We start from the raw sequence: 20,434 nt of genomic DNA, 5'->3' as shown, positions 1-20,434 counted from the left end.
GATGATGGATTTCATATAATGTGAGCATATTGTGAACAACTTGATTTAAGGATGAATGAAAAACAAAATGAAAATGATTTCCGTCCAGCTATGAATTTCAAAATTTGACGGAGGGAACGAGATGACAATGGAAGAGAGTAGTAGAAAGGTACCTTGGGAGACGTATTACGGACCTAATCTAGGTTATGTACAGGACCAGTATGAAAAGTATGTAGCGGACCCCGGAGCGGTTGATCCGGCTTACCGCGAGCTGTTTGATCAATGGGGTGAGCCACCGCAATCCGAATACTCGGCTGCTTCCATGATAGACTACAAATTACAGTCCCCCCCTATAGGCGCTCAGGGGCAGCTTGATCCAAACACATTACAGAAAGCGGTTACAGCGGGGAGAATGGTGTGGAACATCCGTGAATACGGACATTTGGCCGCCCAAATCGATCCGCTGGGATTGGATGCCGAGCAGGATACACGCTTGCTTGATCCAGCAGCCTACGGCTTGACTGAACAGGACTTAAAGGCTTTTCCAGCCTCTTTAATATGGGATAACGCTCCTGCTGTAACACTCAACGGATGGGAAGCGATTCAACGGTTGCGTGCAGCATATACGGGCCCTATTGCCTATGAATTTAGTCACATTCACAATGAGGAGGAACGGCGCTGGCTGAACAGCTATGCGGAATCCGACTGGTCCTCCAAGCCGCTCACAACACAGGAACGCAAGGCGTTGCTAGGCAGATTGATAGAAGTCGAACAGTTCGAAGAGTTTTTGCACAAAACGTTTGTTGGGCAGAAGCGCTTCTCTATTGAGGGCAATGATGTGCTTGTCCCCGTGCTCGACGAAATCATTCGACTAGTGACAAATGCAGGAGCGAGCAACGTTCTGATGGGGATGGCGCATCGGGGCCGTTTGAATGTGTTGGCTCATGTGCTGGGCAAGCCTTACAGCAAAATTTTCTCTGAATTTCATCATTCACCGAATAAGGATTTGAACCCGTCGGAGGGCTCTACCGGAATTAACTACGGTTGGACTGGTGATGTGAAGTACCATCTCGGTGCAGATCGTTTTGTAAAGGATGGGGAAGCCGTACAGGCCCGACTGACGCTGGCGAATAATCCAAGCCATCTGGAGTATGTAAATCCGGTCGTACAAGGTTTTTCCCGCGCAGCACAGGAAGATCGCAGTCAAGCAGGCTATCCGCAACTGGATGTCAGCAAGGCAGCTACCATTATTATGCACGGTGATGCGGCTTTCCCGGGTGAAGGGATCGTGGCAGAATCACTCAATTTCACCAATCTGCGCGGCTTCCGTAATGGTGGCACGGTTCATATTATTGTGAACAATCGCCTGGGCTTTACGACAGAGAGTGTTGATTCACGTTCGACCCGTTATGCCAGTGATCTGGCCAAAGGCTACGAAATTCCGATTGTACACGTGAATGCGGATAACCCTGAAGCCTGCATCGCAGCAGCTCGTATGGCTGGTGAATACCGCAATCGATTCAAAAAGGATTTCCTGATCGATCTGATCGGTTATCGCCGTTATGGTCATAATGAATCTGATGATCCGGAAACCACCCAGCCGCTGGTGTATCGCAAGGTGAAGAGTCATCCGACGGTGAGCAAATTGTATGCTCAAAATTTGATGACGCAGGGCATTGTGGATGAAGCGTTCGGTGCCGGCCTGATTGAAAAGGTGCAAAACCGCTTGAAGGAAGCGCATGAGCATGTAAAAAATCAGCAGGAAGAGGAGCCTGAAATAACTCCTGTTAAGGCAAGAAAAAATAAGGGCGCTGTAGTCCGCACTGCGGTGGAATTGAAAAAGCTGCGCCAAATTAATGATAACTTGCTTAAATGGCCAAAGGATTTTCATGTATATCCAAAGCTGGATCGAATTTTACAGCGTAGAAAAACAGCACTGAACGAGGGCGAAAAGGTAGATTGGAGCTTGGCGGAGACGCTGGCCTTGGCTACCATTCTCGCAGATGGCAAGCCGATTCGTATGACGGGTCAGGATGCGGAGCGGGCGACCTTTGCTCATCGCAATCTCGTGCTGCATGAGCCTGAAACCGGCAAGACGCACTGCCCGCTGCATACACTGCCGGAAGCACGCGCTTCGTTCAGTATTCATAATAGTCCTTTATCTGAGGCATCGGTTCTCGGCTTTGAGTATGGCTATAACGTGTATTCCCCTGAAACGTTAGTCATTTGGGAAGCGCAATTCGGCGATTTTGCGAACTGTGCGCAGGTTATCTTCGACCAGTTCATATCGGCTGGACGCGCCAAGTGGAGACAGAAATCCAGTCTGGTGATGCTATTGCCGCATGGCAGCGAAGGACAAGGGCCCGAGCATACCAGCGCACGGCTGGAGCGTTTCCTCCAGTTGTCCGCACAAAACAACTGGACTGTCGCCAACCTGAGCAGCGCCTCCCAGTATTTCCACCTGCTGCGCCGTCAGGCTGCATTAAGCGATAGTGAGGAGGCGCGTCCACTTGTGCTGATGTCGCCGAAAAGCCTGATTCGCAACAGCCGCGTTGCTTCACCTGCTTCCGAGCTCAGTAAAGGAGCATTCCGTCCTGTGCTGGAGCAGCCTGGTCTGGGTGCACGTCCTGATCGTGTAGAGCGGATTGTACTGTGCAGTGGCAAAATTGCGATTGATCTGGAAGAGGCGTTGGAGAAGGAGAAAAATGAAGCAGAGGAGCGTCTGCACATCATTCGTGTAGAACAGCTGTATCCATTCCCGGAAGAGGAAATCCGGAATATTTTCAGCCGCTTCCCGCTTGTCAAAGAATTCGTATGGGCTCAGGAAGAGCCTAAAAATATGGGGGCCTGGAGCTATATTGAGCCTCGTCTGCGCAATGTTGTGCCACAAGGAGCGGAAATTCGCTACGCGGGCAGACCGGAACGCTCCAGTCCAGCGAGCGGTTATCAACAAGTACACAGCCTAGAACAACAGCGAATTATTCAATCAGCGTTGAAGCAGGATTCCAAAAACAATATTAGATTGGGGAGGTAGCGGCTGTGAGCGATATTTTAGTACCGGCAATGGGAGAATCCATCACGGAAGGAACAATTTCCAAATGGCTTGTGAAGGAAGGAGATTCCGTAGGACAGGGGGATGTTCTGCTGGAGCTGGAAACAGATAAGGTCAACCTGGAAATTAGTGCAGAAGAAGCGGGCGTAATCCAGAAAATCCTTCGTCAGGAGGGGGAGACCGTGGCTATCGGTGAAGCAGTTGGCTTGATCAGCAGCGGCCATGGTAATGCAGGAATATCCGGTGCCGGAGAAGCAGCAGCGACCCAAGTGCCGGATGCACCGCCTGCAGTAGCTTCACCGGTATCTGCACCAGCGGAAAAAGCCGCACAGCCTGTCTTGTCCAGCACTGACGGGGGTGGACAGACGGCATCTCCATCCGCCCGGAAGCTGGCGCGTGAACGCGGAATTGATCTGGAGCAAGTACAGAGCAAGGACCCGCTTGGACGTGTCTACCAGGGCGATGTTAGAACACATACGAGCGAAGCTGCGCGTGCGGCATCGACTACGCCTGCGTCTCCCGCTTCCAACAAGCCTGCGGCTTCGTCCCCGTCCCAAACGGAGTACACCAAGCCTGTAGAGCGCCAGCGGATGTCCCGTCGCAGAGCGACGATTGCCAAGCGCCTTGTTGAAGCACAGCAAACAGCCGCTATGCTGACAACGTTTAATGAAGTGGATATGACTGCCATTCTCGATGTTCGTAAACGTCGTAAAGATAAGTTCAAGGAGAAGCATGACGTAGGGCTGGGCTTTATGTCCTTCTTTACGAAAGCAGTGGTTGGCGCTCTCAAGCAATTCCCTACTGTAAATGCCGAAATTAACGGCGATGATATCGTACTGAAAAAATACTATGATATCGGGATTGCCGTATCTGCCAAGGAAGGTTTGGTCGTGCCTGTCGTACGGGACGCTGACCGTCTCGGCTTTGCCGAGATTGAGAAAAGCATTGCAGACTTGGCTAGCAAAGCACGCTCTAACTCACTTTCTCTGGCAGATTTGCAAGGCGGAACCTTCACCATTACCAATGGAGGCGTTTTTGGCTCCCTGCTGTCTACGCCAATTCTGAACACGCCGCAAGTAGGTATTTTGGGAATGCACAAAATCCAGCTTCGTCCGGTTGCCATTGATGAGGAGCGTATGGAAAATCGTCCGATGATGTACATCGCCTTGTCCTACGACCATCGGATTATCGATGGTAGCGAAGCCGTTCGTTTCCTGGTAACGGTCAAAGAATTGCTGGAAGATCCGGAATCGCTGTTGCTTGAGGGATAATCATGCTCCAGTTGGTTCAGGCATGATGTGTAGAAAAAAGCAGGCTCTTGCGGGTCTGCTTTTTTTCCTGCATCATTTATACTTGAAGACTTATAACTGATACACACCTAAATGAAAAGAGAAGGGCGGAGACTGCTTTGGACAAAGATTTGCGCTACCCGATTGGGTCATTCGTCGTTCCGGATGCCATTAAAGAAGAGCACCTTCTGACATGGATTCACGACATTGCCGAGCTGCCTTCGCAGCTTCGTCAGGCGGTCGAGGGATTGAATGAGCAGCAGCTAGACACGCCTTATCGTGAAGAGGGCTGGACGATAAGACAGGTCGTTCATCATTTGGCAGACAGCCATATGAACAGCTATATCCGTTTTAAGCTGGCACTGACGGAGGATACACCTACAATCAAGCCATACGATGAGGGACGTTGGGCCGAAATGCCGGACGCAAGCAAGCTTCCGCTGGAACCCTCGCTACAATTGCTGGAAGGGCTGCATGAACGGTGGGTCATCGTGTTGCAATCATTGGGAGAAGATCAGTTGCATCGAACGTTTATTCATCCTGAATCGGGAGAGGCGATCCGGCTTGAGCGTAATATCGGCATCTATGCCTGGCATGGCAAACATCATGTAGCTCATATTACCTCCCTGAGAGAACGGAATGCATGGTGATGCACAAAAAAGAAGCCATTTAAACCCACATCAAGGTGGATTTGAAGGCTTTTTTTTCTATTTTTATAAGGATGGTTGGGACGAAGCTGATGTGTAGAATGTTTCTGTCTCAGATGAACCGGATAAGACGGAGCCAGAGGTTCCTCTTACGTCAACATGACGGTCTAGCCAGTCTAGGATGTCCTTCACTACCTCGTCGCGGTTGGTTTCATGCAGCATTTCATGGCGACCGCCGGGGTAGAGACGATACTCCACATCCTGAAGTCCCAGGCTACGATACATATCTACTAGTGACAATACACCTTTACCGAACAATCCTACCGGATCACGATCCCCGGCAAATATATAGACTGGCAGCTTTGGGTTAATATTTTCCAACGAGGCAGGCCAGTGGATTTCTTGCAGTAACCTGAAAAAATCAATGAAAAAGCCTGTCGTGCAGATGGCCCCGCATAATGGATCATTCACGAATTGATCTACTTCTTCTGGATCACGGGACAGCCAATCGAACGCTGTGCGCACGGGACGAAAGGAACGGTTGAATCCGCCAAAGACCATTGCATTAAGAAGCATGCTTCGGTGATCTATTCCCTGGAACTTGGCTTGCAGCAGGGCAACCTGTTCTCCGAGCTTGAGCAGACCACGCGGCCCGTTCGTTCCCGACAGCATGAACCCGTGAAACGTATGCCTGTCATCATACATGATTTTCTGGGTTAAAAAGGACCCCATGCTGTGGCCCAGCAAAAAACGCGGCAGATCAGGGAACTCCTTAGCCACAATTTCCCCTAGCTCCAGCATGCCGTTGGCCATCCGGTTGAATGCATCTGCTCCCGTCACACCGAGCTTATCAGGATCACCAGCCGTGTACCCGTGGCCAATATGATCGTTGGCATACACACCGTAGCCGCATGCTGTGAGCCTTTCGGCCAGTTGGATGTAGCGGCATGATCTCTCGCACATGCCATGTGAAATTTGTACAATTCCCTTTACGGTCATCTGCAGATCAGGCAGCCAGCGGCAGGCAAAAAGCTCGGTGCCGTCGTTTTCAACGATAGTAAAGGTGTATTCCCGCATGATTAGACATCACACCCTTTAAGCTTTAAGGAAGATAAGATCTAAGTACGGTCATTTTGTCATTCAACGTGTAACCGCTCAAATTGGCAGGGAGCAGGAAGCAATCTCCAGCCTTACAGGAGAGGGACGAAGTATTATTGTCCCATGTCATCGTACCGCTGCCTTCGCAAATGACGAGAATCGTGAAGCTGTCATCTGAAGTGGAAAGTGTCCAACTTCCATCTACGATACCCTTTTCCACGACAAAATACTCACAAGCTGCAAGCTGGAGCCATTCACCTGGCTGCAACCCGCCGGTTTTCATCGTTGTTGCGCCTGCACCTTCGTAAGATGTCACATTGAGGGAATCCTCAATATGCAATTCACGAGGCTTGCCATCCAGTCCAGGACGATTGTAGTCATATAACCGGTAGGTCGTATCCGAGTTTTGCTGGATTTCAGCAACGACAACACCTGCGCATAGTGCATGGACGGTACCAGCAGGGATGAAAAATGTATCGCCTGCCTCAACAGGAACCTGGCGCAAGCTGTCGAGGATATTTCCACTTTCCAGAGCCGCACGCAGGCTTTCGCGTGTCACGCCCTCATTCAAACCGTAAATGATTTTGGCATCCGGCTTGGCATCCAGCACGTACCACATTTCGGTTTTTCCTAATTCTCCTTCGGGAAGCCCTGCATAATCGTCTGTCGGGTGGACCTGAACCGACAAGTCATCATTGCAATCCAGTAGCTTGATCAGAAGCGGAAAGCGGCCGCCTTTTTCCGATACTCCTTTGATTCCAAGCCATTCCTGTCCGTAGGTTTCACGAATTTCGTCCAAGCCTTTGCCTGCGAGCTCGCCATTAATAACGGTTGTTATCCCGTTCGGATGATCGGCAATCATCCATCCTTCGCCAATATGCCCTTCTGGCGGGGTCAGACCAAATTGCTCTAATGCTCGTCCTCCCCAGACTCTTTCCTTAAATTCAGGTTGAAATTGCAGCGGGTATGGCTTCAGCATAAATTCTCTCCTCCATAAATGAATAATGAGTGCCTAGCAGACTTGCAATTCTCAAAAATGATATATGTAAGGCGGCTGGAAAAAAGCCGCTCATAACCTGTACCTATCGACTGGATAAGCCGATATTCTATTTTTTTTCAACCGCCACCATATAGGGTGAGGTCATGCGTTGCAATTGACGGTAAATAATGCTTTGACCGGTGGAGACCGGAAGAGCTGCAGCCCATTGAACAACGGCCTCTGCCTCTTCATTGCCTCCGGCGTGCCCCGGATACAATACGGCAGTCAGAATGCCCCGTGGCCGAAGCAGTTGCAGGGCCGCTTCCAGCGCGACAAGCGTACTGTCCGTATGCGTGATGACGGATGGATCGGCGCCTTCGCCCGGAAAATAGCCGAGATTAAACATCACCGCAGCCACCTTGCCATGCAGCTTGCCAGGGATGGCCTCACTCATCTGTTCATGACCCTGTAACAGCAGGGATACCTCTGCCACTGAGGAGGCTGTATTTTCTTCCAGCCGCCGCCGGGCAAGTTCCAACGCTTCCTGCTGAATATCGAAGCCGTAGACATGTCCGCGCTTGCCAGCGGCCTTAGCCAGAAACAGCGTGTCTGCTCCTGTGCCGACGGTGGCGTCTATCGCGGTATCACCTGGCTGCACGCGCGCAGCCACCAATTGATGAGCATAGCTCAAGACGGACAGAAATCCCATTAAGGCTGCCTCCAGTATTTTCCTTGCCATGTATCGCGCGATTTCAGCTCATCATCAATGGCGTTAAGCACTTCCCATTTTTTGAGTGACCACATAGGACCTATCAGCAAATCGCGGGGGGCATCTCCGGTCAGCCGATGAACAATCATCTCGGGCGGCAGAAACTCCAGGGTATCGGCGATCAGCTTGACGTACTCGTCCTTTTCCAGGAACCGCAACAAGCCTGCCTCATACTGCTTGACCATTGGCGTTTTGCGCATGAGATGCAGCAGGTGGATTTTAATACCCTGCACGTCCATAGCCGCTACAGCGCGTCCTGTATCGAGCATCATTTCATGTGTTTCCTGCGGCAGACCGTAGATAATATGAGCACACACGCGAATATTGCGCTTGCGCAGCTTTTCCACCGCATCCAGATAGCATTGAGTATCATGAGCACGATTGATCAGCTCCGAGGTAGATTCATGGACGGTTTGCAGTCCCATTTCGACCCAAAGGTACGTGCGCTCGTTCAACTCGGCAAGGTAATCCACGACATCGTCGGGCAAGCAATCAGGGCGGGTAGCGATGGACAGACCTACAACTCCCGGCTGTTCCAGAATAACCTCAAAATATTCCCGCAGTTCCTCAACCGGGGCGTACGTATTGGTGTAGGCTTGGAAATAACCTATATATTTGGCGCTCGGCCATTTTAAATGCTGACGTTCCCGAATCGTATTGAACTGGGTGACCAGATCATCCCGGCGGCGTCCGGCAAAATCCCCCGATCCGCGTGCACTGCAAAAAGTGCAGCCGCCTTTGGCAATGGAACCGTCGCGGTTGGGACAAGTAAAACCTGCATCCAGCATAACTTTGAACACTTTATCTTGAAATTGTTCGCGCATTTCGTAATTCCAGGTATGGAAACGTTTATCTCCCCATAGGAGAGGAGCAGGCAACAAATCTGTTTTCATAGGTGTACTCCTTTTTTTAACGATCACCTTATTGTAACAAAAATTAGTCTTGGATGGGAATCACTTGACCGTGAAGGCAGTAAGAAGTGCGGGTTTTATAGGTTCAGGATTGAAAAATGTTACATGATATGTTATATTGTAAGCGGTACCAGACATACGTTATAAAAACTGATTTCGATCCTGGAAACGAAGAATTCCATTGCAAATGAGCCATTTTTCAGGAGTGTAGCTATGCTGTTTCTATCGCCTGCTTTAGGGTAAGTGCACGTCGGTTCCATTACTAAATAACCCGTGAGGTGGTCTTTTATGAATATGCAGGATAAAACGCGTATGGATAAAGTTACTGTTGAGTTGACCTTTGATGAGGCGTTGGCGCTGACCGGTGTCCGTTTTGGACAGGATCGCCAGATTGGAACTTCCGCACGTCAAAAAATCAGAGCCGCTTGCCAAAAGACAATTGATTTTTCACCTGCTGATAAGGTAGACTATGAACAATTAAATTAGTTGGACCCCAATCCAAATATATTGAAAAAGGAATTTCATTTCCGTATCTTCAAGCGGGGGTGGAGTTCCTTTTTCCTTGATAACAGAGTATATGGAGGAGTAACATGCGTTTACGTGGAAGAAAAGGAATAAGGGAAAGCCTGGAAGAACAACAGGACCTGGTCATCTTGGATCCGGCGCAGTATAAAGGAAAGTGGCAGCAGCTTTTCGGTAATGATCGTCCGATACATGTGGAATTTGGCATGGGCAAGGGACAATTTATCAGCCAAATGAGCTATCGCAATCCGGACATTAACTATATTGGCTTTGACATGTATGATGAGCTGGTACGCCGTGCCACGGAAAAGACCCGTCTGGCCTGGAGCGATACAGAGGCTGATACGCCGCCCAATATCAAATTGGCACTGGCAAACATTGAGCAGATCGAGAATGTTTTTGAGCCTGGAGAAATTGAACGCATTTATCTGAATTTTAGCGATCCCTGGCCTAAAACCAAGCATGCGCGCCGTCGTTTGACGCATCCGCGCTTTTTGGACAAGTACCGTCAGCTTTTGAACAGCAGAGGACAAATTCATTTTAAAACAGATTCGCAGACACTGTTCGAGTTTTCCCTGAATTCATTTGCCGACAGTGGTCTGCAGATGACGAATATTTCGCTGAACCTTCATCGAGAGGGGATTAACGAAGAGCATGTCATGACAGAATATGAGCAAAAATTTATGGGCAAAGGCATGCATATTCATCGTGTCGAGGTGCTGATCGGCAAAGATGCTTTGGAGGAATACGAAAAAACGCGTCTTGAAAAGTACGGGAAGTAAACCCTGCAGAGAACATATGATAAAATAAACGGGGTGCTTCCTTTTTTAAGAAAGCACCCTGTTTGGTTCCAGTATATCCAAAATACTCTGTGCGCTCTGAAGAGGATAATATCGCGCTACATGGTGGACGTGCTCCTGTCGCTTGCGAACGATTTCCGGAAAATCATGTAGTAACCGGTTCATCCATTTAACGACAACATCCAGCGAAGTAATCGGTTCTCCGAAGCCTTGAGCCGTAAAGTATTGACAGTTCTCCTCCTCCTGTCCGGGAAGAGGTTTGTGGAACAGCATCGGAATCCCTTTGGCCAGCCCCTCGGTACATGTCATTCCGCCAGGTTTGGTAATGAGAAGATTTGATACCTCCATTAATTTGTCGATTTCCCGTGTGAATCCGAAGATATAAATATTCGGATGGTTGAAACGGGGGTCCAGCTGCATTTTACGGCGAATTTTATCGTTGTGACCCAAACAAAAGATAAATTGAATGTTCTCTCTCCAGTCGGTAAGCGAGCGATGAATGACTTCATCGTTCATCAGTCCCCAGCCACCGCCCATAACAAGTACGGTCGGAATGGGCTTCAGTCCGAACTGTTCCCGAATTTCATCGTGTCCCGGATGTTCCCAGAAATTTGGATGAACTGGAATACCGGTTACCTGAATTTTCGAGACAGGCACTCCGCGCGCGCGCAGCTTGCGCATGACTTCAGCTGTAGATACAAAGTATCGGTCAACTTCAGGACTAATCCATGTTCCATGGGCATCGTAGTCTGTAATGACAGTACACAGCGGAACATGTAAGCCTAAGCGTTTTAAGCGTGAAATCACCGCGCTTGGGATAGGATGAGTACATACCACCAAATCGGGACGAAGCTGCCGAAGAATGTTCCGGGTCTGTGTATAGAACAGACGGTGCAAAGCGAGCGTTGTAAGACGGTTTAATGATTTTTTGTAGTGATGACGGTAAACCAATCCGACTAGGCGAGGCTGCGATACAACAGTCTTCTTGTATGCTGTAATAATAAGCGGGGCCATTCTTGGATTTAAAAAGCTCCCCAGCTCCAGCACTTTTGTCTGCACATTCGGAGAAAGCTTTCGCAAGCTGCTAGAGAGCGCGTATGCAGCTTGAGTATGTCCGGCACCGAAACCTTCCGATAATAATAACACTCGTTTTTTAGCCACTCTCATTTCACCTGTTCCTGCTGGGATGTTCTCAATCATACCATATCGGCTTTAAGGCCAGAATGCAACCGTCCCTATTGCCGCAGACGTTCCGATAACCGCTCCTGCGAGTACATCTGTGGGATAGTGGAGTCCCAGGTAAATCCGCGAAAAACCTACAATCATTGCTACAGGCAGCAGCGGCAGGGCAAGCAGGGGCGACTGCAGCATAAAGGGAACGGTAGCCGAAAAAATGGCGGTTGTATGCCCTGATGGAAAAGAATGGTCCGACAGGGGATTGCGAAATGTATTCGTACCCGGTAAGGCCAAATAAGGGCGAATTCGCGGGTAGAGCTTTTTGACGATCGCTACAGGGATATGACTAACCCCGAGGGCAATGGCCCCCTTCATACCGGCATCCTTCCATGGAGTCGGAGCGAGCCACCAAATAAGTAACGTGGAGGCTATTGTAAAAGTAGCCCCGCCCAAATGTGTGAGATAATAAAGCCAAAAATTCAAAAAACGGTTGTGTAGGCGTCCGTTAATCCATTTGAACAACTGCTGCTCCAGGTTTACAAGTTTTACGACTAGACGTTGCATTTGGTTTCCTCCGGTTGCCGTTTCAGGTCGGTCGGCAAATATTTTCAATCACTTTGACAGAATCAAGGCCATAAGTAATTTTTCTCTTGCTCCCATCATATTTTTAAACGCTATTCATTTCAAGAATCACCATTTGCCTGATTCCATTCTACACATAAATGTTTAAGGAATATAAGTTGTATTGTATAACTTTCTTTGCGTTCATCCGTCTAATAAGATAAAGTGGATAGAAGTGGTTGCTAATTGGATCACATAAAGGAGGGACTAAAGAAATAAAAAGTTAGCAAATGGATGAAAATAAGACCTAAGCTTTATGAATGGGAGACTCAGCGCCGCATTCTCGGTTTAAACGAGGGTTTGTCGTGTTTTTTGCTGCTGAGACCGGTTTAAAAGGCTTTGACAAAAGATTGAAAACCAACGAAAATCGTAATGGCATTCCTGTGTCAGCCAAAAGGGGGCTGCTCACAGCCAAATGAAGAAAGCAAGGGTCGGGTCAAAACTACAGAAAAGGCGCATAAAAGCGCCGCAACTTGCGCTACACAGATAGAGAACACAAACAAACGCAAGATTTTTAAAGGGGTATAAAAAGGGGGTAACAAGAGATTATGTTAGACGCTATTTTTGTGACGCTCCAGGTTATACTGGCGGTGATCGCAGTCTATCAGTTTGCATTCTCCTTGTTCGGATTGGTTCGCAAAAAAAGAAAAGAACATGCAGCTCCGGAAAAAACATTTGCCATTTTAGTCGCTGCCCACAATGAAGAGCAGGTTGTTGGAGCACTGATGGAGAATTTGAAGCAACTGGATTATCCGAAGGAACTTTACGATGTGTTCGTGATTTGTGATAACTGTACGGATAAGACGGCGGACATCGTTCGCGCTCACGGTTTGAATGCTTGTGAACGGACAAATCCGAATTTGCGTGGTAAGGGCTACGCCATTGAGTGGATGCTCAAGGAATTATGGGCTATGCCGCGCCAATATGACGCGATTGTCATGTTTGATGCCGACAATTTGGCGCATACCAATTTTTTGCGTGAAATGAACAATGATTTATGCACAGGCGCCCGTGTTATTCAGGGATATATTGATACCAAAAATCCTGAGGACTCCTGGATCACAGCGGCATACGGGGTATCCTATTGGTATATCAACCGCCTGTGGCAGCTGTCGCGTCATAACCTGAACATGGCTAATTTCCTTGGTGGTACAGGCATGTGCTTCGAGACCAATCTGCTCAAGGAAATGGGCTGGGGTGCAACGAGTCTCGTCGAGGACTTGGAATTCACTATGCGCTGTACACAACGCAATGTATATCCAAGATTTAATTACGACGCCAAAGTATATGATGAGAAGCCATTGACATTCAAAGCTTCGTCCAGACAGCGTCTGCGCTGGATGCAAGGTCACTTCACGGTCGCTCGCCGTTATTTCTTCCCGTTGCTGTGGCAAAGCATCAAGGATAGAAGCCTGATTAAATTCGATATGGCGTTGTACGGTCTGAACGTATATATCGTGTTGTTTACCTTCTTGATGACCGCAACGATGTGGGTCGATATGGCGTTCTTTGGCGGACCGAACATTGAAAACATCTATGTGCAATTTCCAGCTTGGACCGGTGTCATAGCGGTTGTTCTGAACATTGCCACTTTTTTGATTGCGATGGTTCTGGAAAAGGTCACGTTCAAAAAAGTGTATTTGTACTTGCTGCTGTTCCCGGTCTATCTGGTATCGTGGTATCCGATTACGTTCTATGCGTTCTTTACACAGAACAACAAGCAATGGAGCCATACTCAACATACGCGTGTCGTTCGTCTGGAAGAGGTTCAGAGCAAGCAGGGATAATTGTTGGCAGGGTATCCATATCCCGGAGAAGGGAGACGTCAATTATTTCTTTGAAAGGTATTGACGTCTCATTTGTAACGTGATAAGATACTTGAGTATGTTAACTGAAAAGTGTGGATTAACAAGCAGAAGGTCCGACTTCTCACCTGTCCGGTATTACTGGCTGGTCATGATCCAATGATTTGTGAATTGAGCTTTCATGATGAATTGAGTATCAGACAGGGATGTCGGCTGCATAGTCGTCATCCCTTTTTTGTGTCTAGACACAAAAATACAAATATAACAGGTTCTGGAGGTGGAGGGTTATTAGTAAGGAACATATGATCAATGATGAGATTCGGGTGAGAGAAGTACGTCTTGTTGGTGCGAACGGGGAACAAATCGGGATTACACCGACTCGTGAAGCTCTGCAAATGGCGATTGACGCCAACCTGGATCTCGTGAACGTGGCGCCTCAAGCGAAGCCGCCCGTGTGTCGGATTATGGATTACGGAAAATTCCGTTATGAGCAACAGAAGAAAGAAAAGGAAGCCCGTAAGAACCAGAAGATCGTTGACATCAAAGAGGTATGGTTCCGTTCCAACATCGAGGAACACGACTACCAGACCAAGTTTCGCAATGTGGTGAAGTTCCTGAAAGATGGAGATAAGGTAAAATGCTCCGTTCGTTTCCGCGGCCGTGAAATTACCCATGCTAACGTGGGCCAAAAAATTCTAGAACGTGTGAAATCGGAAGTTGCTGATCTTTGTACCGTAGAGCGTCAACCCAAGCTCGAAGGACGCAGCATGATTATGATATTGGCTCCAAAGAGTCAATGATAAATTAAGGAGGAAGTTCAATGCCTAAAATGAAAACACATAGCAGCCTTAAAGGCCGCTTCAAGATTACCGGTACTGGTAAAGTAATGCGTTACAAAGCTTACAAAAACCATCTGCTTTCCCACAAGTCCAAACGTGCAAAACGCGTTCTGGGTACTAACCCTGAGATGGCACCTGGGGATGTTAGACGTCTGAAACAAGGTCTTGCTAACCTCAAGTAGCATATAGCACGGCAATGAATAAAGCATAAAATTATTTGGGAGGTCTTTTAATATGGCAAGAGTAAAGGGCGGATTCGTCGTTCGTCGTCGTCATAAAAAAGTATTGAAGCTTGCTAAAGGTTATTTTGGTTCCAAACACCGCATTTTTAAAACAGCTAACGAGCAGGTAATGAAATCGCTTGTTTACGCATACCGTGACCGTCGTCAGACAAAACGTAATTTCCGCAAACTGTGGATCGTGCGTATCAATGCAGCAGCTCGTTTGAATGGTTTGTCTTACAGCAAACTGATGCACGGCCTGAAATTGGCTGGTGTGGACATTAACCGCAAAATCCTGGCTGATCTTGCAGTCAACGATATCAATGCGTTCAACTCTTTGGCAACTGTTGCCAAAGGCAAAATCAACGCTTAATTTTTAAGCGTGGAGACCGCGAAAGTGGTACAAGAGGTATCCCGAGCAGTATGCTGTGCAGGGATGCCTTTTTTTGTATTTATTCAGTGATACGGAATAGTATATTTTCTTCAAAATACGAATAAATATGACGTGTGATGGCAGAATGTATGTTTTTTTTAAAAATGCAACGCTTACATTTGTAGAAATTCAAAAAAAATTAACCCAAGGTTATTAATCATCTAGATTTTAGCCGATCATAATTGTATAATCTCTAAAGTAAGTCTTCTGTGTGATCTGTCTCGTCAGAAAACGACATGTATAAGCATGTTATTTCAAAGAAAAGAAGACAGTCCAGGGATCTAACACTAAGGGGGAACAGTATCAGCATGAAGAAAATGTTCAGTATGTCTTTGGTTATGCTGCTGGCGATCTCGGTTATTCTCGCAGGTTGCGGTAACAAAAATCAAGGAGCGTCCAACGCAAGTGGTGGGGACACAGGCAATTCTGCCAAACCATCAAATGTCCAAATCGGCATGGTTACAGATGTGGGCGGAGTAAACGACAAATCATTTAACCAATCTGCCTGGGAGGCGCTGCAAGCCGTTGAGAAAGATACAGGCGTTAAAGTTAAATACCTGCAAAGTAAATCCGATCAAGATTATATTCCTAACCTGAACCAATTTGTTAAAGGTGATTTTAATCTGACTTGGGGCATTGGTTTTAATCTGGCGGATGCAATTGGAAAAGTGGCAAAAGAGAACCCGAACAAAAATCTGGCGATCATCGATAGTGTCGTGGATGCGCCTAACGTAAAATCGGTTGTTTTTGCTGAAAATGAAGGCTCCTTCCTGGCGGGGGTTGTAGCTGGTAAACTTACCAAAACAAACAAAATTGGTTTTGTGGGTGGACAAGACAGCCCGCTGATCAAACGTTTTGAGAAAGGCTTCGAAGCAGGAATCAAAGCGGTGAACCCAAATGCAAAATTGGAAGTAAACTACACAGGAGCATTCGATAAGCCGGATCTCGGAAAGGCTGCTGCTGCAACAATCTACAACTCTGGTGCAGATATTATTTTCCATGCAGCTGGCGGATCGGGTACGGGTGTATTTAATGAAGCGCTCGCACGCAAGCAACAAGGCCAGCAAGTATGGGTTATCGGTGTAGATAAAGACCAATCGCTTGAGTTTGGTGACGGAGTAACGTTGACCTCCATGGTAAAACATGTAGATGAAGCAGTAAAACGTGTATCTCAAGAAGTTATCGACGGCAAGTTCAAGGGTGGTGTTGAAACACTGGCTTTGAAGGATAACGGAGTCGGTCTGGCCGATACATCGACGAAAAACGTCCCTAAAGATGTACTCGATCTTGTAGAGCAATATAAGCAAAAAATTATCAAGGGCGAAATTAAAGTTCCTTCGAAATAATTGGTGTGAAGAATATAAAGGTGGCGACAAGGCTGGTTCACAAGACTAGCCTTGTTCTTACGTCTGGAGTTAAACGAATCATAAAGATAATCAGCTCATTGGAGCACATACTATAAAGTGTATAAGGGTGATTTCATGGATGCAGCGACCCCCGTCGTTGAATTGAAGAAGATTACAAAACGATTTCCCGGCATCGTTGCCAACGACTCCATCAGCATCAAGCTGCATAAAGGAGAAATTCATGCTCTTTTGGGTGAAAATGGTGCGGGTAAATCTACGCTTATGAATATTCTTTTCGGACTGTATCAGCCAGACGAAGGGACAATTGAAATGGATGGGAAACCGGTACAGATTGATAGCCCCAATAAGGCGATTGATCTGGGAATCGGCATGGTACATCAGCACTTTAAGCTCGTGCAGCCGTTTACCGTTACCGAAAATATTGTTCTGGGCTCGGAGCCGCGTAAGGGTCTGAAAATCAATTATAAAAAGGCTGTCGCTGAAGTACAGCGGTTGTCTGAGCAATACGGTCTTCAGGTGAATCCCAATGCCAAAATTGAGGATATATCCGTTGGTATGCAGCAGCGTGTGGAAATTATCAAAACGCTCTATCGCGGTGCAGACATTCTCATTTTCGATGAGCCTACAGCAGTGCTTACACCACAAGAAATTACTGAGTTGCTGGATATTATGAAACGTTTGGTAGCGGAAGGAAAATCAATCATCCTTATCACGCATAAACTCAAAGAAATCATGCAAATTGCAGATACGGTAACCATTATTCGTCGCGGTCAGGTTATTGATACCGTCAAAACGCCAGCAACAACACCAAATGAGCTGGCAGAGAAAATGGTAGGTCGCCGTGTGTCCTTTAAAGTGGACAAGCAGCGTGCACAGCCAGGTCAAACTGTAATGGAAATGAACAATGTGGTATCTAAAAACAAGGATGGCATTCATGTACTGAATGAGCTGAATTTAAAGGTCAAGGCCGGCGAAATTCTGGGGATTGCCGGAGTTGATGGAAATGGACAGAGTGAGCTGATCGAAGCTTTGACAGGTTTGCGCAAGATCGACGGCGGAAGCATTCAATTGCTGGGACAAGAGATCACCAATCAGTCGCCACGCAAAATTTCCGAGGCAGGTGTTTCACATATACCAGAGGACCGCCATAAGCATGGGCTGGTACTCGATTTTTCCATGAGCGAAAACATGGTGCTGGAAACGTATTACCAGGCACCTTACAGTAAAAATGGCTTTTTAAACAAAGATGCTATTAACAAGCAGGCCAAGAGCCTTATTGAGAAGTTCGATGTCAGAACACCAGATATTCACACCAAGGCAAGATCGTTGTCTGGCGGGAATCAGCAAAAAGCTATTATTGCGCGCGAAATTGATAAAAATCCGGATCTCCTGATTGCAGCACAGCCTACACGGGGGCTGGATGTTGGAGCCATTGAGTTTGTCCAGAAGCAACTGATTGCTCAGCGGGATCAAGGCAAAGCGGTGCTGCTGATCTCTTTTGAGCTGGATGAGATTATGAATGTATCCGACCGGATTGCTGTCATTTATGAAGGCAAGATTGTGGGGGAAGTGTTGCCGGAAGAAACGAATGACCAGGAGCTGGGAATGATGATGGCAGGAAGTGCAGTGAAGAAAGGAGCAGAGAATGGCTAACCTATTGAAAATATTTACGAAAGACTCCTTTGTGCTGGCACTGGTCTCTATTATTTTGGGTCTTCTTCTGGGAGCTGTCGTAATGCTGATTGGCGGATATGATCCCATTGTCGCTTATTCCGCTTTGTTTAGCCGTGTATACGGAGATTCATACAATTTTGGCGAGGCTATCCGTGAAATGACCCCACTGATTTTGACGGGTTTGGCATTTGCTTTTGCGGCTCGCGCCGGCTTATTTAATATTGGTGGTGAAGGTCAGTTTCTGGTAGGTATGACAGCTGCCTCCATCGTGGGCATCAAGCTGCATGGACTGCCTGCTATAATTCATGCTCCGCTGGCTGTCATTGCAGGGGCTGTTTTCGGCGGCCTGTGGGCTGCGATTGCGGGCTATTTGAAGGCCAAGCGGGGAGTAAATGAAGTCATTACCTGCATTATGATGAACTGGATTGGCCTGTATTTGGCCAACTTGGTGATTAATCAGTTCGCATTATTGGAAGGTGAAAATCGTTCTGTGGACATTCAGCCTTCGGCCTCAATCTCCATCGACTGGCTGTCACAGATGATGGGAAATGCCCGGGTTCATTGGGGCACCGTGATTGCTTTGCTGGCGGCGGTATTTTTCTATATTTTCATGTGGAAAACAAAACAGGGCTACGAGCTTCGGGCTGTCGGATTTAATCAGGATGCATCCCGTTATGCGGGTATGAATGTAAATCGCAATATCGTAAAAGCGATGTTTATTAGTGGCGTTTTTGCAGGTTTGGCGGGTGCATTTGAAGTGTTGGGGGTCTTTCATTACCAATCCGTTATGGCAGGATCGCCGGGAACGGGCTTTGACGGTATCGCCGTGTCTCTCATCGGGATGAATAATCCGTTCGGTGTGCTGTTAGGCTCTGTTTTGTTTGGAACGCTTACGTATGGTTCCGCAGGGATGAGCTTTAGCGCGGATGTACCGCCGGAAATTATCCGGGTGGTCATTGGCTCGATTATTTTCTTCATTGCGGCCCAAGGCATTGTGCGCTGGGTTGTGAAGCCGCTCTACTCCAAGCGGAAGAAAGAGAAGGTGTTGTAAAATGAGTTGGTTAACACTTGGTGAATTAATCCATACGACGCTCGTTTTTGCGACGGCGATTATATTTGCGTCTCTCGGCGGAGTTTTTTCAGAAAAATCCGGTGTAACGAATCTCGGATTGGAAGGCCTTATGGTATTTGGGGCGTTTGCGGCTGGTGTCGGCGGATATTACGCTGAACAAGCTGGACTAGGAGGAACTGCTGCGGCTTGGGTAGGCGTGCTGTCAGCTGCGGTGTTCGGTATTGCGGTTTCGCTGATTCATGCTGTAGCCTCTATTACGTTTAAAGCCGATCAAGTCATAAGCGGGATTGTCATTAACTTTCTGGCGGCAGGCAGTACGCTGTATATGGTCAAGCTTTTATTTGAGGGTGACGGTGACACCGGTCGTATTCAGGGATTTAACGAAATATCCATCCCTTATCTTGCAGATATTCCCATCGCAGGAAAAGCGTTTTTTCAAGCCTACCCAACAACCTTTCTGGCTATTCTGCTGGTTATTATCGGATATTTTGTCTTGTATAAAACTCCGTTTGGCTTGCGTTTGCGTTCGGTTGGGGAGCATCCGGGTGCAGCGGACACAGTGGGAATCAAGGTAAATCGCCTGCGTTATATCGGTGTTATGATCAGTGGTGCGTTAGCTGGGATTGGCGGAGCTACAATCACCCTGACTACAACCAATATGTTCTCGCACAATACGGTCTCCGGTCAGGGATATATTGCGATTGCCGCTATGATTTTCGGCAAATGGAATCCGCTCGGTGCTTTTGGCGCAGCCGTGTTTTTCGGGTTCTCTCAAGCCATTCGCAACTATGTACAGCTCTTTGCATGGTCGCAAAGTATTCCCCAGGAAATTATTTTTATGCTGCCATACCTCTTGACGATTATTGTACTGGTAGCAGCTGTAGGCCGGTCACGAGCTCCGGCCGCATTGGGTCAGCTTTATGATCCAAGCAAGCGTTAATAAGCCATCATCAGCTAAAAACTGTATTCTTTAAAACTGAAATTAAACATCTGAAAATCCGGTATCTGCATCCGCAGGCACCGGATTTTTTAGGTTGTGCAGGCATTTAAACATACGCTTCTGGCATGAACAGAATAGAATGTGCTATGCAGATTGGACGGACGCTCGGCCCCTGTCAGCTCCAGTCTATTTTATGGTGGTGGAGAGCTATCAAGGAGCCGTTCAATCTGTCCATCCGTT

The 20,434-nt window shown here is 47.6% G+C and carries 19 protein-coding genes; 13 read left to right on the top strand and 6 right to left on the bottom strand.

The window, feature by feature from the left end; genetic code table 11:
- Positions 1-121 precede the first annotated feature (121 nt).
- The 3 genes from JO375_RS21125 (at position 122) to JO375_RS21115 (ending at position 4,970) form a co-directional block, all read left to right on the top strand.
- A complete protein-coding gene (locus JO375_RS21125; RefSeq protein WP_229526308.1) occupies positions 122-3,013 on the top strand; it encodes a 2-oxoglutarate dehydrogenase E1 component in 2,892 nt (963 codons plus the stop codon).
- Positions 3,014-3,018: 5 nt separating this feature from the next.
- On the top strand, positions 3,019-4,302 hold the full coding sequence (odhB, locus tag JO375_RS21120) for a 2-oxoglutarate dehydrogenase complex dihydrolipoyllysine-residue succinyltransferase (protein WP_229526307.1): 1,284 nt from the start codon (positions 3,019-3,021) through the stop codon (positions 4,300-4,302).
- Between the two features lie 137 nt (positions 4,303-4,439).
- A complete protein-coding gene (locus tag JO375_RS21115) occupies positions 4,440-4,970 on the top strand; it encodes a YfiT family bacillithiol transferase (RefSeq protein ID WP_229526306.1) in 531 nt (176 codons plus the stop codon).
- 63 nt (positions 4,971-5,033) lie between these two features.
- Here JO375_RS21115 and JO375_RS21110 read toward each other — a convergent pair whose 3' ends face one another.
- The 4 genes from JO375_RS21110 to JO375_RS21095 form a co-directional block, all read right to left on the bottom strand.
- Positions 5,034-6,044 (bottom strand): alpha/beta hydrolase, encoded by a 1,011-nt coding sequence (locus JO375_RS21110; RefSeq protein ID WP_229526305.1) that lies wholly within the window; start codon positions 6,042-6,044, stop codon positions 5,034-5,036.
- Positions 6,045-6,069: 25 nt separating this feature from the next.
- Entirely contained in the window at positions 6,070-7,044 is a 975-nt protein-coding gene (locus JO375_RS21105) for a type I phosphomannose isomerase catalytic subunit (RefSeq protein ID WP_229526304.1), read from the bottom strand.
- A gap of 127 nt (positions 7,045-7,171) precedes the next feature.
- Positions 7,172-7,753, bottom strand: a complete 582-nt coding sequence (locus JO375_RS21100; RefSeq protein WP_229526893.1) for a class I SAM-dependent methyltransferase — start codon at positions 7,751-7,753, stop codon at positions 7,172-7,174.
- Positions 7,753-8,706: a TIGR01212 family radical SAM protein gene (locus tag JO375_RS21095; RefSeq protein WP_229526303.1), complete on the bottom strand. Its 954-nt coding sequence runs from the start codon at positions 8,704-8,706 to the stop codon at positions 7,753-7,755. The genes JO375_RS21100 and JO375_RS21095 overlap by 1 nt, the downstream gene beginning before the upstream one ends.
- 306 nt (positions 8,707-9,012) lie before the next feature.
- Between JO375_RS21095 and JO375_RS21090 the strand changes: the two genes are divergently transcribed.
- Positions 9,013-9,210 carry a hypothetical protein gene (locus JO375_RS21090; protein ID WP_229526302.1) on the top strand — a complete coding sequence of 66 codons (198 nt, stop codon included), beginning with the start codon at positions 9,013-9,015 and terminating at the stop codon, positions 9,208-9,210.
- 104 nt (positions 9,211-9,314) lie between these two features.
- Positions 9,315-10,028, top strand: coding sequence for a tRNA (guanosine(46)-N7)-methyltransferase TrmB (gene trmB, locus JO375_RS21085; protein WP_229526301.1), 714 nt, complete (start codon positions 9,315-9,317; stop codon positions 10,026-10,028).
- A gap of 45 nt (positions 10,029-10,073) precedes the next feature.
- Here trmB and JO375_RS21080 read toward each other — a convergent pair whose 3' ends face one another.
- Together JO375_RS21080 and JO375_RS21075 are read right to left on the bottom strand one after the other, a co-directional pair.
- Positions 10,074-11,207: an MGDG synthase family glycosyltransferase gene (locus tag JO375_RS21080; RefSeq protein ID WP_407672841.1), complete on the bottom strand. Its 1,134-nt coding sequence runs from the start codon at positions 11,205-11,207 to the stop codon at positions 10,074-10,076.
- A gap of 51 nt (positions 11,208-11,258) precedes the next feature.
- The gene (locus JO375_RS21075) at positions 11,259-11,786 is read right to left on the bottom strand and encodes a phosphatase PAP2 family protein (protein ID WP_229526299.1); all 528 of its coding nucleotides are present in this window, start codon (positions 11,784-11,786) and stop codon (positions 11,259-11,261) included.
- A gap of 605 nt (positions 11,787-12,391) precedes the next feature.
- Between JO375_RS21075 and JO375_RS21070 the strand changes: the two genes are divergently transcribed.
- The 8 genes from JO375_RS21070 (at position 12,392) to JO375_RS21035 (ending at position 20,194) form a co-directional block, all read left to right on the top strand.
- Entirely contained in the window at positions 12,392-13,630 is a 1,239-nt protein-coding gene (locus tag JO375_RS21070; RefSeq protein ID WP_229526298.1) for a glycosyltransferase family 2 protein, read from the top strand.
- Between the two features lie 320 nt (positions 13,631-13,950).
- Complete coding sequence (gene infC / locus JO375_RS21065; RefSeq protein ID WP_229526297.1) at positions 13,951-14,448, top strand: translation initiation factor IF-3; 498 nt, start codon at positions 13,951-13,953, stop codon at positions 14,446-14,448.
- A gap of 20 nt (positions 14,449-14,468) precedes the next feature.
- Positions 14,469-14,669 (top strand): 50S ribosomal protein L35, encoded by a 201-nt coding sequence (rpmI, locus tag JO375_RS21060; protein ID WP_042205713.1) that lies wholly within the window; start codon positions 14,469-14,471, stop codon positions 14,667-14,669.
- A 52-nt stretch (positions 14,670-14,721) separates the two neighbouring features.
- Positions 14,722-15,081 carry a 50S ribosomal protein L20 gene (rplT, locus tag JO375_RS21055; RefSeq protein WP_229526296.1) on the top strand — a complete coding sequence of 120 codons (360 nt, stop codon included), beginning with the start codon at positions 14,722-14,724 and terminating at the stop codon, positions 15,079-15,081.
- 368 nt (positions 15,082-15,449) lie between these two features.
- On the top strand, positions 15,450-16,487 hold the full coding sequence (locus tag JO375_RS21050) for a BMP family lipoprotein (RefSeq protein ID WP_229526295.1): 1,038 nt from the start codon (positions 15,450-15,452) through the stop codon (positions 16,485-16,487).
- 135 nt (positions 16,488-16,622) lie between these two features.
- Positions 16,623-18,161: an ABC transporter ATP-binding protein gene (locus tag JO375_RS21045; protein WP_229526294.1), complete on the top strand. Its 1,539-nt coding sequence runs from the start codon at positions 16,623-16,625 to the stop codon at positions 18,159-18,161.
- Positions 18,154-19,233, top strand: coding sequence for an ABC transporter permease (locus tag JO375_RS21040; protein WP_229526293.1), 1,080 nt, complete (start codon positions 18,154-18,156; stop codon positions 19,231-19,233). The genes JO375_RS21045 and JO375_RS21040 overlap by 8 nt, the downstream gene beginning before the upstream one ends.
- 1 nt (position 19,234) lies before the next feature.
- Complete coding sequence (locus JO375_RS21035; RefSeq protein WP_229526292.1) at positions 19,235-20,194, top strand: ABC transporter permease; 960 nt, start codon at positions 19,235-19,237, stop codon at positions 20,192-20,194.
- Positions 20,195-20,434: the final 240 nt, after the last annotated feature.

Origin of the sequence: Paenibacillus farraposensis (genome assembly GCF_020736845.1) — a bacterium.
Taxonomy (GTDB): Bacteria; Bacillota; Bacilli; order Paenibacillales; family Paenibacillaceae; genus Paenibacillus; species Paenibacillus farraposensis.
The sequence above is the reverse complement of the archived record's forward strand: the minus strand, read 5'-3'. Positions and strand labels throughout refer to the sequence as shown.

Bases quoted from the DNA above. Each gene is read 5' to 3' on its own strand.
- JO375_RS21125 (WP_229526308.1), top strand. From the start codon at position 122: ATGACAATGGAAGAGAGTAGTAGAAAGGTACCTTGGGAGACGTATTAC.
- JO375_RS21110 (WP_229526305.1), bottom strand. From the start codon at position 6,044: ATGCGGGAATACACCTTTACTATCGTTGAAAACGACGGCACCGAGCTT.
- JO375_RS21105 (WP_229526304.1), bottom strand. From the start codon at position 7,044: ATGCTGAAGCCATACCCGCTGCAATTTCAACCTGAATTTAAGGAAAGA.
- JO375_RS21100 (WP_229526893.1), bottom strand. From the start codon at position 7,753: ATGGGATTTCTGTCCGTCTTGAGCTATGCTCATCAATTGGTGGCTGCG.
- JO375_RS21095 (WP_229526303.1), bottom strand. From the start codon at position 8,706: ATGAAAACAGATTTGTTGCCTGCTCCTCTCCTATGGGGAGATAAACGT.
- JO375_RS21090 (WP_229526302.1), top strand. From the start codon at position 9,013: ATGAATATGCAGGATAAAACGCGTATGGATAAAGTTACTGTTGAGTTG.
- trmB (WP_229526301.1), top strand. From the start codon at position 9,315: ATGCGTTTACGTGGAAGAAAAGGAATAAGGGAAAGCCTGGAAGAACAA.
- JO375_RS21075 (WP_229526299.1), bottom strand. From the start codon at position 11,786: ATGCAACGTCTAGTCGTAAAACTTGTAAACCTGGAGCAGCAGTTGTTC.
- JO375_RS21070 (WP_229526298.1), top strand. From the start codon at position 12,392: ATGTTAGACGCTATTTTTGTGACGCTCCAGGTTATACTGGCGGTGATC.
- infC (WP_229526297.1), top strand. From the start codon at position 13,951: ATGATCAATGATGAGATTCGGGTGAGAGAAGTACGTCTTGTTGGTGCG.
- rpmI (WP_042205713.1), top strand. From the start codon at position 14,469: ATGCCTAAAATGAAAACACATAGCAGCCTTAAAGGCCGCTTCAAGATT.
- rplT (WP_229526296.1), top strand. From the start codon at position 14,722: ATGGCAAGAGTAAAGGGCGGATTCGTCGTTCGTCGTCGTCATAAAAAA.
- JO375_RS21050 (WP_229526295.1), top strand. From the start codon at position 15,450: ATGAAGAAAATGTTCAGTATGTCTTTGGTTATGCTGCTGGCGATCTCG.
- JO375_RS21045 (WP_229526294.1), top strand. From the start codon at position 16,623: ATGGATGCAGCGACCCCCGTCGTTGAATTGAAGAAGATTACAAAACGA.
- JO375_RS21040 (WP_229526293.1), top strand. From the start codon at position 18,154: ATGGCTAACCTATTGAAAATATTTACGAAAGACTCCTTTGTGCTGGCA.
- JO375_RS21035 (WP_229526292.1), top strand. From the start codon at position 19,235: ATGAGTTGGTTAACACTTGGTGAATTAATCCATACGACGCTCGTTTTT.